The sequence below is a fragment of the Brevibacillus sp. SYP-B805 genome, assembly GCF_011059135.1.
Lineage (GTDB): Bacteria > Bacillota > Bacilli > Brevibacillales > Brevibacillaceae > Brevibacillus_F.
Map to the genome: position 1 here is coordinate 14554 of NZ_JAALGD010000018.1, position 13974 is coordinate 28527.

Here is a 13974-nt window from a genome sequence, read left to right on the forward strand (position 1 = left end):
TTCATATGAAGACGGCTGTTCCGGGACCGAAAGCCCAGGAATTGCTGAAGAGAAAGCAACAGGTTGTCGCACGGGGGCCGTTTAACACGGTGCTTACCTTTGCGGAAAAAGGAGAGGGAGCCCTCCTGACCGACGTCGACGGCAACACGTTTATCGATTTTGCCGGCGCGATCGGCACGCTGAACGTGGGACATTGTCCGCCGAGGGTGGTCGAGGCGATCAAAAAACAGGCGGAGCAGTACATCCACCCCTGCTTTAACGTCATGATGTATGAGCCGTATATCCGGCTGGCCGAGGAACTGGCACGCATTACGCCGGGGGACTTCCCGAAGAAAACCTTTTTGGCCAACAGCGGCGCGGAAGCCGTGGAAAATGCGGTCAAAATCGCGCGCAAGTATACGGGGCGCAAAGGCATCATCTCGTTTGAACGGGGATATCACGGGCGCACGCTGCTGACCATGACGCTGACCAGCAAGGTAAGGCCATACAAGTTCCAGTTCGGCCCGTTTGCTCCGGAAGTGTATCGCGTCGGCCATCCGTATTACTACCGCGCACCCGAAGGAATGTCAGCCGAGCAACTGGACCGGGAACTGCTGAACCGTCTGGAAACATTCTTCCTCGCCGAAGCGCCCGCAGAGGAGATTGCCGCGGTGATCATCGAGCCGGTGCAGGGGGAAGGAGGCTTTATTGTTCCTTCCGTGCCGTTCATGCAAGGTTTAAAGAAAATTTGCGAAAGATTCGGAATCCTGTTCATCGCGGACGAGATTCAGACCGGATTCGGCAGAACAGGTTCGATGTTTGCCATTGAGCAGTTCGGGGTGGTACCGGATTTGATCACACTGTCCAAGTCGTTGGGTGCCGGCATTCCGATCAGCGCCGTTGTCGGTCGGGCGGAGATCATGGACGCACCGGAAGCGGGCGAGATCGGCGGTACATACTGTGGAAGTCCGTTGGGCTGCGCAGCCGCGCTCGAAGTGATCAAGATCATCGAAGAAGAAGGGCTGGTGGCGCGCTCGCAGCAGATCGGACAAGCGATCATGGGCCGTTTTCGCCAATGGCAAACCCTGTATCCAAAGATCGGGGATGTGCGGGGGCTCGGTGCCATGTGTGCAATGGAACTGGTAAAGGATCCCGTCAGCAAGGCGCCGGATAAAGAGCTGACACAGCGAATCATCCACAATGCCCAGCAAAAAGGGCTGATCCTGCTGAGTGCCGGCTTGTACGGAAACGTGATTCGCGTGCTCGTGCCGCTGGTGATCACGGACGAGCAGCTGGAAGAAGGCCTCCAGGTGCTGGAGAGTGTGCTGAAAGAAGAGCTCCACTAGGCTGAAAAAAATCAAGGTATTCAGGTGAAAGGTGGGTTTTCGATGAAAAAATGGCTGAAATATGTGGCGGTCGCCTCATTCTCTCTCGCTCTTCTGGCAGGCTGCGGCGGTCAGAGCGCGCCGGTCAACCAATCCGCCGGCTCCGGAGCCACTTCCTCCACAAGCAAAGGAACCCTGCAAACCATCAAGGAGAGAGGCGTCCTGGTCGTCGGTTCCTCCAACGACACCCCGTTCGCTTTTATTGACAAGGACACCAAGGAGTTTACCGGCATCGATGCGGAAATCATCAAGGAAATTGCCAAGCGGCTGGGGATTCCCAAAGTAGAAATGAAAGAAATCAAATTCGAGAATTTGCTGATCGAATTGAACAACAAAAACATCGACATGGTAACGGACGGAATGTATATCAAGCCGGAACGGGAGAAAATCGCCACCTTCACGATCCCCTGGTACCGGGAGGGAGAAGGATTGGTCGTCCGCAAAGATTCGGACATCAAAGGCATTGAAGACCTGAAGGACAAAGTGGTGGGCGGACAGAAGGGGATGGCATTCCTGGAGTACGCGCAGCAATTGCAAAAAGAAGGGAAAATCAAGGAAGTAAAAATCTTCGGTTCCCAGGCGGAACTCCTGCTTGCCACCAACACCCAAAAAATCGACGCCTGCATCACCGACAGCGCCACGGCGGCGTACAGCATCGCCCACGACCCGACACTTGCCTTGAAGCTTGTTTCGCCGTACACTCCGCATTTTGAGGGAACCATCGCGGCAGCCGTGCGCAAAGAGGACAAAGACCTGCTGGAGGCCGTCAACCAGGAGCTGAAAAAACTGAAAGAGGAAGGCTTTGTCCTGGAGGTCTTGAAAAAGTACGGGCTGAACGAAGATAACATGGCTCAGTAACAGGAGAGATGACGATTGAACAACATTGATTTCGGAACAGCGTTCAAGGAACTGACGCCGTCTCTTCTTGAGGCGCTGTGGACGGTCGTTTCCCTCACGCTGATTGCGTTCAGCCTGGCGCTCGTCATCGGCATGCTGATCGCCCTGGGACGGCTTGGCAAGAAACAATGGCTTAACAGAATCCTGGTTCTCTTTCTCGAGCTGGTCCGGGGTACCCCGCTGCTGGTGCAATTGCTCTATGTGTACTATGTGCTACCGGAAATTGTCAGCCGGGTGGGGGCGATCTGGATTCCCGATTATCATGTGAACTTCAACGCGTTTACGGCGGGCGTCATCGGCCTTGGCATCAACTACGGCTGTTACATGTCTGAAGTGATCCGCTCGTCCATCCTGGCCATCGACAAGGGACAGATGGAGGCTGCCCTGGCATTGGGATACACGCAGAGACAGGCGATGTGGCACATTGTGATTCCCCAGTCATTCCGCATCTCCATACCGCCGCTCGGCAACTATTTCATCATGATGACCAAAGATACGTCGTTATGCGCGTTTATTACCCTGGGCGAGATTATTTTGACGACACAGGCATACGCTTCGCAAACGTTCCTGACCATTGAATCCTACACCATCGCCGCTTTGGTCTACTTGCTGATGGGCATTCCGCTCGGTCAAGGCGTGCGCTTGCTCGAACGGAGGTTATCGCGTCATGCAAACGTCTAAACCGATGATAGAAGTGGAAAACTTGCACAAGCGGTTTGGCAGCATGGAGATTCTCAAAGGGATTGACCTGATCGTCCATCGCGGAGAAAAAGTGGTCATTCTCGGGCCTTCCGGTTCAGGAAAATCAACGCTGCTCCGCTGCATGAATTTTCTGGAGCAACCCTCCTCGGGCAGCGTCCGGATTGAAGGCGTTCCTTTTTGCGAGGAAGGGAAGAAGTACGACGAAAAACATGTGGCTTCCCTGAGGGCCGAGGTGGGCATGGTCTTTCAGCGGTTCAATCTCTTCCCGACCAAGACAGCGCTGGAAAATGTGATGGCGGCGCAGATCACGGTGCGGAAAAAGAGACCGGAGGAAGCCCGGGCGACGGCAGAAAAATATTTGCAAAAGGTAGGTCTGGCCGACCGGATGGACCATTACCCCAGCCAGCTGTCCGGCGGCCAGCAGCAGCGCGTGGCGATTGCCCGCGCACTCGCGATGGAGCCCAAAGTGATGCTGTTTGACGAGGCCACCTCGGCCCTGGACCCGGAGCTGGTAGGGGAAGTGCTGAATGTCATGCGCGAACTGGCGGGGGAAGGAATGACGATGGTGATCGTGACGCACGAGATGAAATTTGCCGAAGATATCGGCGATCGCATCGTCTTCATGGACGGCGGAACGATCGTGGAAGAAGCGACGCCGCAAGCGTTTTTCCATCAGCCCAGGAGCGAGAGGGCGCGAAATTTTCTCAGCAGGGTCAAACAATGACAACGTAGAGGACGGAGGTGGGTCCCGGCTGTCTTGCGGCGGCCGGGCGGCTTATGCTGCATATCGGATCACTGATTAACGGGGAAGAAAGACGGGGAGACGGACGAACCTCGTTCGAGGTACGCAATCCATTTAACGGCGAACTGGTCGGCATGGTCGACTTGGCCACGCGGAATGATGTGGAAGAAGCCATCCAGGCAGCCCATCGGGTGTTTGTGGAAACGATGAAACAGCTGCCCGCTCATCGGCGTTCCGCCATCCTGCGCAAAGCGGCCGACCTGCTGGAGGAACGGAGTGAGGAGTTTGCTGCGCTGTTGACGCAGGAAGCGGGTAAACCGATCCGGGACTCGCGGGGGGAAGTGGCGAGAGCGGTGCAGGTGCTGCGCTTCGCTTCCGAGCAGGCCAAGGCGGACGACGGAGAGCTGCTGAAGATGGACAGCGCGATCGGCGGGGAAAACCGGTTCGGCCTGGTGAAACGTTTCCCCGTCGGCGTCGTCGCAGCCATTACTCCGTTTAACTTTCCGCTCAACCTGGTGCTGCACAAAGTGGCCCCCGCCTTGGCGGTCGGCTGCACCGTCGTCCTGAAGCCGGCGGAGAAAACCCCGCTTTCGGCCATGAAACTCGCCCGGCTGCTCGAGGAAGCCGGATTGTGCAAAGGGGCGCTGAACGTCGTGATGGGCACCGGTCAAGACGTGGGAGAACATCTGGTTACGCATCCGCTCGTCAAGATGGTCACCTTTACCGGCAGCGGTGCAGTCGGGTACAAAATCAAGGAGATGGCCGGCAACAAACGAGTGACGCTGGAACTGGGCGCCAACTCGCCCAACATTGTCTTCGCGGATGCCAATCTCCATGCCGCCGTGGAAGGATTGGTCAAAGGGGCGTTTGCCTTTGCCGGCCAAACCTGCATTTCCGTGCAGCGCATCTATGTGCAGCGGGAGATTTACGAATGTTTCCTCGAGCAGTTTGTGACGCGGGTGAAAGCGCTGCAGGTCGGCGATCCATCCCTGGAAACGACCGACGTCGGGCCGATGATCACGGAAGAGGCCGCTATTCGGGCGGAAAGCTGGATCAACGAGGCCGTCGCCCAAGGGGCCGTGGTCGCAGCAGGCGGTCGGCGAGAAGGAACGCTTCTGCAGCCGACCGTGTTGACCCATACGACGCCCGACATGAAAGTGGTTTGTGAGGAAGTGTTTGCTCCGATCGTGACGATTGCGCCGTTTGATTCCGAAGAAGAGGCAGTGGCCCTTGCCAATGATTCCCGTTATGGGTTGCAGGCAGGGGTGTTTACCTCGGATATTCACCGCGCATTCCGCCTGTATGAGCAATTGGAAATGGGCGGGGTGTGGATCAACGAGGTTTCCACCTATCGGCAGGACAACTATCCGTACGGGGGAGTCAAGCTGAGCGGTGTCGGCAGAGAAGGCGTGAAAGCTGCCATGGAAGAAATGACGGAACCGAAGTTTCTGGGCATCCGTTTGGCGTAGTCGTCAACTTGCGGCTGAAGCCGATCGGCACCGGAAGACGCTCCCGATCGGCTTCAGTCTCATCGGATGCTCCAGTCTCACGGATAGGTGAAAAAAGAGTGGTTCTTTTAAAGAACGTGAAAAAATGATTTGCATAACAAACAATCCGTATGCTATACTTTAACTTGCATGTGGCAGTCATATCATACGGAGGGATACCGAAGTGGTCATAACGGGGCGGTCTTGAAAACCGTTAGGGTGCAAGCCCACGGGGGTTCGAATCCCTCTCCCTCCGCCATACTCGTCATATCAAGGGTTTTACCGACTTGGATACTTTTGAAACAGATTGTGTGAAAAAGTCAAAATAGATGGAGTTCGTCTTTTAATCCAGATCGTTAGGGATGCAGGTGAAGATAATTCACCTGCTTTTTGCTTTTTTCTGAAGGAGGTTCAGCCGAGCGTAATCCGCGCTGAAAAACAAGAAAAATATCTTACGAAATTGGGAAATGTTACCGATATAATAGGTATACGGAACTATTTTTGTAAGGATGGTTTTCATGATTATTTCGCACAATCTAGCAGCCCTCAACACTTATAACAAACTGCGATCAAATAATAGAAAGTCAACTAACGCTTTGGAAAAATTGTCCTCTGGCCTAAGGATCAACAAAGCCGCAGATGATGCTGCTGGATTGGCGATCTCTGAAAAGATGAGGGCACAGATTAGAGGGTTAGAGCAGGCAAAACGAAATGTTCAGGATGGAATATCTCTTATTCAGACTGCTGAGGGTGCTTTAGGAACTGTTCATGATATACTTCAAAGAATGAATGAGCTGGCTGTACAGGCTGCGAACGGTACTTATAGCGACGATGACAGGAAACGTATTCAAGAGGAATTTGAAGAGTTAAAGGAAGAAATTGATAACATTGCCAAGAACACAGAATTTAATGGGATAAAGGTATTTGATGGTGGTGATGGCAACAGTATAAGCTGGAATGTTATTGATAGTGGGTCATCAGGGAACTATTGGAAAATAGCAACGAATGGAAATATATTCTTAGCAGTGGGCACTCAAGGGAATTTATTAGCGTCAACAGATGGTATAAATTGGTACCAACCGGCGCCACCAGTGACCAGTGTAAATCTTAACACGGTAAATTGGGATGGACAGCATTTCTTGATCGGTGAAGGTGATCATATTTACTTATCTACAGATGGAGCAGATCGAATAGGATTTAGTTCTATTACCGGTATGACTGGCAGGTGGTTTGACATTGATTATGTTGGCGGAAAGTACCTTGCAGTTGGTGATAATGGGCAGTTAGCCACAACTACAGATCCTACCATAAGTAATAATTGGGTTCCTCTTGTGTCTGGAACAACAGAACAATTACTTGATGTAGCTTCTAGTGGTAAGGAGTACATTGTGGTTGGAAGGAATGGAACAATACTTAGATCAACAGACGGCGTGAATTGGGTATCGCAATCATCAGGCACAACAGGTGACATAAATGCTGTAATTTGGGCAAACAATCAATATGTGGCTGTTGGAAACGGAGTAATTCTAACATCACCTGATGGTTTATCTTGGACACAGGTAGCTAATCCAAGCGACATTTTTTATAATGTACTATATAATGGACAGCAACTGCTTGCTGTTTCATGGGGCGGACAACTTTTCACTTCGAAAGATGGATCAGTATGGGAAACGTCAGATTCTGGTTCTACTTTTGATGACATTAACGGATTAGCTTTTAACGGTGAAAGTTACGTTGGAGTTGGATATAACGGCAAGGTGGTCGTCGGGTTTAGTGATACTACAATCTCCTTGCAAATTGGATCTCAAGCTAATCAGAAACTTGATATAAAGATACCAGCAATGAATACTGTAGCCATAGGTATTCATATTGCGAAAGTTGATACTCAAATTGATGCTTCAAAAGCTATCGGATTTATTAATAATGCCACTAATCGCGTTTCAGAAATACGCTCTGCATTAGGAGCATACCAAAACCGTTGCGAACATATCATGGAAAATGTAAGCACCTACACAGAAAACCTTACAGCGGCAGAATCCCGGATTAGAGATGCAGATATGGCAAAAGAGATGATGGAATTCATAAAACAAAATATCTTAGTGCAAGCTTCACAAGCCATGTTAACACAAGCAAATCAGTTACCAAATGGTGTTTTACATTTATTGAAGTAGTATGACTGCCCTTTGTGGCAGTTTTTTATTTTTACAAAGGAGACAGTGAGCCGATTCCGGAACACCCTACTGACAAGAATCGCACATTTAGAGAATGTTTTTGTTAATTCAATGTAATAAAATCTGACATATAGAAAAAATTGGTTGACTATTGGTGTTTTTATGTTAGAATTTATTACATGGTTTCTCTCTCTACCTCCATTTGACAGGCCCGCTGCTGCTGCGGGTCTCTTTTTTTCCCAATGGCCGTTTTCTCCGGCAGAGGGCATCGGGTCTTCATCCTTTACCGGTGAAAAGAAAAAAACCCGGGAAGGCAGGCTTACCGGGTTGGGCTGGTGATCGGAGCCGTCGGCTGGTACGGCTGATCACCATAGATCAAGTATTGGCTTCGCAGGACGTAAAAAGCGGCCAGTTCTTCGGCGTACTCGGCTTCGATTTGCTGCGGGGAATACCCTTTTTCCAAATATTCGCCAATTTTGTTGGTTCCCCAAATTTTGTCAAACATCACAATGTTCTTGCCCGTGCTTTTCGGTACGGGGAAGGGGGTGAGCGTATGGGCGTAGGCAAGGGCGTAGAGGCCGGTTTTGGCCGGATTGAAGGCGTGTACATCGGTGATCACCAGCTTGACCCCTCCGTTGCTGCCTCTCGGATCCGGGACAAACAGGACGCCCGGCAGATTCGCCGCATTCAACAGTGTGGCATATCGATAGGAGTCGATCCCCTTGCCGCCGATCCATCTGAAATCGGATTGGAAGATGCCTGTTCCTTCGCCGATGCCGGTCGCCATGTAGCCAAAGACGGCGTCCAGATCGGGGATGCGGGGAGAGCTGGGGATCCAGGTAAGTCCCGTGTCTTGATAAACCATGCTGCGCGTATAGCCGGCCATCGGGATTACCGTCAGATTGGCGCCGATTTTGCGGTTGAAAAAGAGGGCGAGCTCTCCGGCGGTCATGCCATGGGCCATCGGCAGGTTGTCCACACCGACAAACGACAGGTAAGGGTCTTTCAGGACGGGGCCTTCCACGATTTCGCCGCCAACCGGATTGGGCCGGTCGAGAACGATCAGCGGCTTGTTGTTTGCCTTCGCTGCCTTGAGGCAGTAGTTCAGCGTCGACATGTACGTGTACGTGCGCGAGCCGATATCCTGCAGGTCGAACAGCAGCACGTCGATATCCTTCAGCATGTCGGCTGTCGGCATTCTCGTCTCCCCGTACAAGCTGTAGATGGGGATGCGCAGCGTCGGATGAATGGTGGATTTCACATAGGCTCCTGCGCTTGCCTTCCCGTCGATGCCGTGCTCCGGCGCATACAAGGCCTTCAGCGAGAGGGTTTTATCCTGTGCCAGGAGCGTGATGGTGCTGACGCCGTTGCTGTTGACCCCGGTCTGGTTTGTCACCAACCCGACCCTTTTTCCCTGGATCAGCGCATGAAACTGGGTGGTAATCAGATCGCTGCCCAGCTTGATCTTGGCCGGTTCGGCCTGCCCGACGGCGGCGGGACCGGATACGAGCAAAACCGTCAGCATGAACAGCAGCCATATCTTTTTCAATGTTCTCCTATCCCTTCGTTTTCTTTGTCGATTCATGCCTCTCATTATAACAAAGGAACGGAAAAAATAGGATAGGACGAATAGACCACCGCTTCTTCTCCCTTTCCGTACGAAGGTGCCTTGCAACCGGTTGTCGAATATAGTAGATTAATAGCTGTTCACCATCATACATAGAGGAGTTGATTGTAAACGATGTGGAAAAAAATCACGGCCCTGTGTTTGGCGCTGGCCCTAGTACCTGCTTCGGCTCTCGCCGCAACCGCAGCCAAAGTCGAAATCAAAGTAACGTATAACAATAAAGCCATCAGCTTTCCTGATCAAAAGCCGCTGATCATGAACAGCCGCACCCTGGTTCCGATCCGGCCGATCGCGGAAGGGCTGGGCTTCAAGGTGGATTGGAACAACACGACCCGCACCGTTACCATCACCAAGAATAAAAACACGGTAAGCCTGGTGGTCAGCCAAAAAATCGCGAAGCGCAACGGTCAGACCATCACGCTGGATGTGCCTGCCCAAATTGTGAACCAACGTACCGTGGTTCCGGTTCGCTTCATTGCGGAAGCCCTGGATTACAAGGTTGACTGGGAGCAGGTTACCCAGACGGTGAAGATTACCGACAAGGAAGCGGCGCAGGCGCCTACCCAGGAGCAGCCGTCCAACCCGACGCAAAACCAGGGACAACAACCGGCAGCTGCCAACCTGATCGACAAGACCTCCATTAAATCGAAATCGTTCAATGTGGCCGGGATTGTATCCAGCTTCCGCATCGAAGGGAAAGTGGAGACGGGTTCCAAACTGACCGTTGAATTCGATGGCAAATGGTATGAAGTACCGGTTGAGGACGACGGCTCTTTCGTCTTCCAGAAGAGCGGGGATCCGGAGATTACCACCTTTACATTGAAAGCGGAGAAAGACAACAAACAGGATACGTTTGAAGGCGAATATGAACAGTAAGAGACGTCCGAAGCCAGCGCGTGTGGAGCGCTGGCTTTGTTTTTTTGGTATATCGGAAATTTTAAGTTCTTTAAAGCGCTAAAGCGAAGGTGGAAAGGTTGGGGGCCCCGCCGACACCAGCGTTAGCTTAAGTCGGCGGGGTTAGACGAGCGTTCGGTAAACTTTTACACGGGTAAAACCCCCTCCTGCAGCCAACCTAAGGATAAACGGAGGTGGGTGCGTTGAAGAAAACCGCGATCGGATCGTTCGTTATCGTGCTGCTGCTTGCCCTGCTTGGATCAGCGGCCTGCACGCCGGACAAACAGCGGGGAGCAGAGGATCTTGGGCCGGGCAGCAGGAAGAATCGCTATGATGCGTATGGGATCAATTTTGTGGATGACAACAGGGGCAGGGACAAAGGACCGGCGGCCATGTACTTTGTCGCCCGGCGTGAGCAGCGGGAGCCGCGCCTGTTCGGCCTGATTGAGCGGCGGGTGGAGCGAATGCCCGGCGTGGCCGACGCCAAAATCCTGACGTATATGGATAACATGATTGTCGCCGTTCTCCCCAGCGGTGCGCCGAAACGGGATCAGGTCAACACGAGGATCGATACGAAAGGGTCACCCGTTGCGCCGGACGATACGGTAAAAAACAGTCCGGATGGGTTGCACCATCAGGTGGTCACCGCCATCCGCTCCCGTCTGCAGGCGGAGACGCGCTACAATCTCCTGTATGTCACCACCAATCCCGCCCTGTATCAAAGGGTGGCGGAGCTGACCCGGCGCATCCAGACCGGCCAACCCATATCGGATGATGAGATGAAATCCCTGATGAATGATATCGGCTATACGACCAAAGGATATAACCTGGTTGACTGAAAAGCATCACGTCCACCCTTACCGGCAACGGCAAGCGTGGGCGTGTTTAATATTTTTACAGCACGAAAGCGAAGCAAGAAAGGTTGGGGGGCCCCCGCCGACAGCAGCGTTAGCTTAGGTCGGCGGGGTGTTCTTAGGGCTCCTTCCAATTAAGGTTTCACGGAAAGGATCTTTTTATCCTTGACGAAAGAGGAGAAGAGGTCTATATTATTTTTGTACTGACTAGTCAGTTCAATTTAGGGAGGAGGCATTATTCGATGGCTGCATCCAAAAAAGAACAGATTTCACAGGGAGCCCTGCGCGCCTTTGCGCAAAACGGCTACAGTGAAACCACGATGGATACGATCGCAGAAGCGGCCAATGTCGCCAAGGGAACGCTGTATTATCATTTCAAAACCAAGGAAGAGCTGTTCCTGCATGTCAATCAGAAAGGCGTGGAGATGCTGATCGATTCCGTAACCGGCGCGATGAAAGACAGTACCCGCTCTGTCTCGGAGCGCATGCTTTACGTACTGGATGAGCATCTTCGCTTCTTCGCGGAGAACAGGGAGCTGTGCCTGCTGCTTCTCAGCATTTCCGGCGACTGGCAGCGTGACCGGCTGATCGGAACGGTTCTCTCCGAATACTTTGCCACCATGGAGGTGTACTTCCGCGAGCTGCAGGAAGAAGGTATCATCTCCCCCGACCTGGAGGTGCGCACCGTCGCATCGGCGCTGTTCGGGATGGTCGGGTTTACGGTGCTGCGCAAAATGTTTCGGGAGGAGCCGGTCTATACGGAGGAGACGCGCAGCACCCTGATCCGCTTGTGTCAGGGTGCGCTCGGAATCAAGCGTATGACGGAAGGGGAGAACGCGCATGCATAAACGTTCATGGCTCGGTGTGATTGGTTTCCTGGCGTGCATTGTCCTGGTAGGGGGCTATCTGCTGTCTCCGGGAGCGAACGGGGCGGCCGATCTCGCCAACCGGCATGTCGGCGTGGTGGAGGGAACCGAAGTGGATCTTGCCTTCAAGATGGGCGGTTCCATCAAGGAAGTGCTGGTGAAAGAAGGCGATACCGTGAAGGCGGGGCAGCCGATCGCCCTCCTGGACAGCGACGAACTGCTTGCCAAACGGCAGCAGGCGCAGGCAGCCTACCAGTTGGCCCTGACCAAGTGGGAGCAGGCCAAAAAAGGCGTCTCGGTCACGGATGACGCGAGCAGCGCGCAAATCCGGCAGACACAGGCGGCTGTAGAAGCGGCGCGCGCCCAATACGAAGCCAACAAAAACGGGGCGCGCCCCGAAGAGATCGCCCAGCTTGAGGCGAAGCTGCAGGCAGCCCGCACCGCCAAGCAGGTGGCCCAAACCTCACTGGATCGGGTGAAAAAGCTCTATGAGGAAGGAGCGGTGGCCAAAACCGCGCTGGAAGAAGCGCAGATGCAGTTCGACAAGGCGCAGGCGGAGCTTTCGGCCGTGGAAGAACAGTTGAAAATGGCCCAATCCGGCTCCCGCCGCGAGCAGTTGGAGGCCGCAAAGGCGCAGTGGGAACAGGCGGAGGCGGCCTACCAGCAGGCGGTTGCCGGGCGCGGCCAGGTGGGACTCAAACAGCTGGACGTCCAGCAGGCGGAAGCGGCGGTGCAGCAGGCAAAAGGAGCGCTGGCTGAAATCGACGCCTATCTGAACGACACCAGGCTGGTGGCACCGGTTGCCGGGGTGGTGAAAAGCGTGGCCGTGCAAAAAGGGGAGTTAGTGGCACAAGGCTTTACGGTCGCCACGATCCAGGCAGAAGGTGAGCATTTCGTCAAGTTCTATCTGGACGAGAATGAGCTCGGCAAGCTGAACGTCGGGCAAAAGGCGACGCTGTATGTTCCTGCCCTGGGCAAGGAAGTGGAAGGAACCATCGCCGCCATTGCCCCGGCCGCCGATTTTGCGGTGAAGAAAGCGACCCAGGAGCTGGGGGATCGGGACGTGAGGGCTTTTCAGGTGAAGCTGAGTCTCCACGATCCACAACTTCGGCCGGGTTATTCCGTTGAATGGCGGCTGGAAGGGGCGGATCGCCGTGAATAAAGCCATCCGGCTGTTTGAACGGGAGTGGCGCGCCATTTTTCGCAACCGAACGATCCTGCTCGTCATGCTGGTCGTACCGTTTATGTACTTCACCCTTTTCGGCTTTCTCTATGAACAGAAAAAAGTGATGGAGCTGCCCACGGTGATCGTGGACAGCGATCAGACAGAACTGAGCCGGGAATTGATTCGGGCGTTTGACTTCGATCAATCGTTTGCCGTCACGGCTCTTGTCGGCTCCGAAGCGGAAGCGGTCAAGCTGATCGACGAAGGCGGCGCACAGGTCGCGGTCCTGATTCCGGCCGGGCTGGAGCAGCAGGTAAAGGCCGGGCGGGAGACGGAGGTGCTGACGATCATTGACGGCAGCAACCTGATGATATCCAATACGGCCGTCCGCGCCGCCAACACGGTGATCAAGTCGGTATCGGCCGGCGTGACGCTGAAAAAACTGGAAGCCAGCGGCCAGTGGGGCGACGAGGGGAAGAACGTCTACACCGGCATTGACTATCGTTACCGCGTTCTCTACAATCCGACGTTCAGCTACCTTTCGTTCATGGTGTTCGGGTTGGGGGGAACCGTCCTGCAACAAACGCTGTTTCTCGGCGTGGCGCTGGCCGTTGCCCGGGAGAAGGATGCGGGAACATGGCAGGAGACGCTGGCCGCGCATACCTTCTGGCAGCTGGCGGCAGGGAAGCTGCTGCCGTATCTGCTGATCGCCACGTTCAATCTGGTATTCACCTTTGCCATCCTGCTGAAAGGCTTCGCGGTGCCGTATTACGGCAATCCGCTGCATCTCCTGCTGGTCGGAACCCTTTTTCATGCCGCCGTGCTGGGGATTGGCTTTGCCATCTCGTTTTATGCCAAAGATCAGCTGCAGGCGACCCAAACCGCGATGCTGATCGCCGTGCCGTCATTCATGCTGTCCGGATTTACCTGGCCGCTTGCGTCCATGCCGGCCGGGATCGCCGCCATCGGCAAATCGCTGCCGCTCACATACTTTTTGCACGCGGTCCGCGAGATTTTGACAAAAGGGCACGGCCTCTCCGCTGTCCGGGTGGACGCCCTCGTGCTGCTCCTGATGACGCTGCTCGGCTTGTTTGCCGCCTATCTGATCTATCTGCGGAAAACGGCCGCAGCCGGTGTGAGGACGGCCGAAACATCGGGAACCGTGTAGGAAGAAAATCCTTGTGTCTCCTTCCAGCTTTTTTTAC

At 53.9% G+C, this 13974-nt stretch carries 12 protein-coding genes and 1 tRNA gene; 12 read left to right on the forward strand and 1 reads right to left on the reverse strand.

Translation table 11 applies throughout. The features are described 5' to 3' along the window. Window positions 1–5: 5 nt before the first annotated feature. The 7 genes from gabT (at window position 6) to G3578_RS21000 (ending at window position 7363) form a co-directional block, all read left to right on the forward strand. Entirely contained in the window at window positions 6–1325 is a 1320-nt protein-coding gene (gabT, locus tag G3578_RS18210) for a 4-aminobutyrate--2-oxoglutarate transaminase (RefSeq protein ID WP_165214690.1), read from the forward strand. Window positions 1326–1367: 42 nt separating this feature from the next. Continuing rightward, complete coding sequence (locus G3578_RS18215; RefSeq protein WP_165214570.1) at window positions 1368–2222, forward strand: substrate-binding periplasmic protein; 855 nt, start codon at window positions 1368–1370, stop codon at window positions 2220–2222. Window positions 2223–2237: 15 nt separating this feature from the next. Further along, window positions 2238–2942, forward strand: coding sequence for an amino acid ABC transporter permease (locus tag G3578_RS18220; RefSeq protein WP_165214573.1), 705 nt, complete (start codon window positions 2238–2240; stop codon window positions 2940–2942). A gap of 4 nt (window positions 2943–2946) precedes the next feature. Next, a complete protein-coding gene (locus G3578_RS18225) occupies window positions 2947–3687 on the forward strand; it encodes an amino acid ABC transporter ATP-binding protein (protein ID WP_165214692.1) in 741 nt (246 codons plus the stop codon). A 53-nt stretch (window positions 3688–3740) separates the two neighbouring features. Further along, entirely contained in the window at window positions 3741–5174 is a 1434-nt protein-coding gene (locus G3578_RS18230) for an aldehyde dehydrogenase family protein (protein WP_165214695.1), read from the forward strand. 188 nt (window positions 5175–5362) lie between these two features. Next, window positions 5363–5451: transfer RNA gene (locus tag G3578_RS18235), tRNA-Ser, on the forward strand. A gap of 259 nt (window positions 5452–5710) precedes the next feature. Next, on the forward strand, window positions 5711–7363 hold the full coding sequence (locus tag G3578_RS21000; RefSeq protein ID WP_165214576.1) for a flagellin N-terminal helical domain-containing protein: 1653 nt from the start codon (window positions 5711–5713) through the stop codon (window positions 7361–7363). Between the two features lie 319 nt (window positions 7364–7682). On the opposite strand, the gene G3578_RS18245 is transcribed toward G3578_RS21000, so the two are convergent. Next, window positions 7683–8912 (reverse strand): DUF1343 domain-containing protein, encoded by a 1230-nt coding sequence (locus G3578_RS18245; protein ID WP_346774036.1) that lies wholly within the window; start codon window positions 8910–8912, stop codon window positions 7683–7685. A gap of 192 nt (window positions 8913–9104) precedes the next feature. On the opposite strand from G3578_RS18245, the gene G3578_RS18250 reads away from it, so the two are divergent. The 5 genes from G3578_RS18250 to G3578_RS18270 all read left to right on the forward strand — a co-directional run bounded on the left by G3578_RS18250 (window position 9105) and on the right by G3578_RS18270 (window position 13937). Continuing rightward, window positions 9105–9866: a copper amine oxidase N-terminal domain-containing protein gene (locus tag G3578_RS18250; RefSeq protein ID WP_165214580.1), complete on the forward strand. Its 762-nt coding sequence runs from the start codon at window positions 9105–9107 to the stop codon at window positions 9864–9866. A 221-nt stretch (window positions 9867–10087) separates the two neighbouring features. Continuing rightward, window positions 10088–10723: a YhcN/YlaJ family sporulation lipoprotein gene (locus G3578_RS18255; RefSeq protein ID WP_241254708.1), complete on the forward strand. Its 636-nt coding sequence runs from the start codon at window positions 10088–10090 to the stop codon at window positions 10721–10723. Between the two features lie 257 nt (window positions 10724–10980). Continuing rightward, window positions 10981–11586, forward strand: coding sequence for a TetR/AcrR family transcriptional regulator (locus G3578_RS18260; protein WP_165214583.1), 606 nt, complete (start codon window positions 10981–10983; stop codon window positions 11584–11586). Beyond that, complete coding sequence (locus G3578_RS18265; RefSeq protein WP_165214586.1) at window positions 11579–12766, forward strand: HlyD family secretion protein; 1188 nt, start codon at window positions 11579–11581, stop codon at window positions 12764–12766. The genes G3578_RS18260 and G3578_RS18265 overlap by 8 nt, the downstream gene beginning before the upstream one ends. Beyond that, window positions 12759–13937 carry an ABC transporter permease gene (locus G3578_RS18270; protein WP_165214589.1) on the forward strand — a complete coding sequence of 393 codons (1179 nt, stop codon included), beginning with the start codon at window positions 12759–12761 and terminating at the stop codon, window positions 13935–13937. The genes G3578_RS18265 and G3578_RS18270 overlap by 8 nt, the downstream gene beginning before the upstream one ends. The last annotated feature ends 37 nt before the right edge of the window (window positions 13938–13974 follow it).

What these genes read in the sequence shown, in the direction of transcription:
- gabT (WP_165214690.1), top strand. Translation starts at nt 6, where the DNA reads ATGAAGACGGCTGTTCCGGGACCGAAAGCCCAGGAATTGCTGAAGAGA.
- G3578_RS18215 (WP_165214570.1), top strand. Translation starts at nt 1,368, where the DNA reads ATGAAAAAATGGCTGAAATATGTGGCGGTCGCCTCATTCTCTCTCGCT.
- G3578_RS18225 (WP_165214692.1), top strand. Translation starts at nt 2,947, where the DNA reads ATGATAGAAGTGGAAAACTTGCACAAGCGGTTTGGCAGCATGGAGATT.
- G3578_RS18230 (WP_165214695.1), top strand. Translation starts at nt 3,741, where the DNA reads ATGCTGCATATCGGATCACTGATTAACGGGGAAGAAAGACGGGGAGAC.
- G3578_RS21000 (WP_165214576.1), top strand. Translation starts at nt 5,711, where the DNA reads ATGATTATTTCGCACAATCTAGCAGCCCTCAACACTTATAACAAACTG.
- G3578_RS18250 (WP_165214580.1), top strand. Translation starts at nt 9,105, where the DNA reads ATGTGGAAAAAAATCACGGCCCTGTGTTTGGCGCTGGCCCTAGTACCT.
- G3578_RS18260 (WP_165214583.1), top strand. Translation starts at nt 10,981, where the DNA reads ATGGCTGCATCCAAAAAAGAACAGATTTCACAGGGAGCCCTGCGCGCC.
- G3578_RS18265 (WP_165214586.1), top strand. Translation starts at nt 11,579, where the DNA reads ATGCATAAACGTTCATGGCTCGGTGTGATTGGTTTCCTGGCGTGCATT.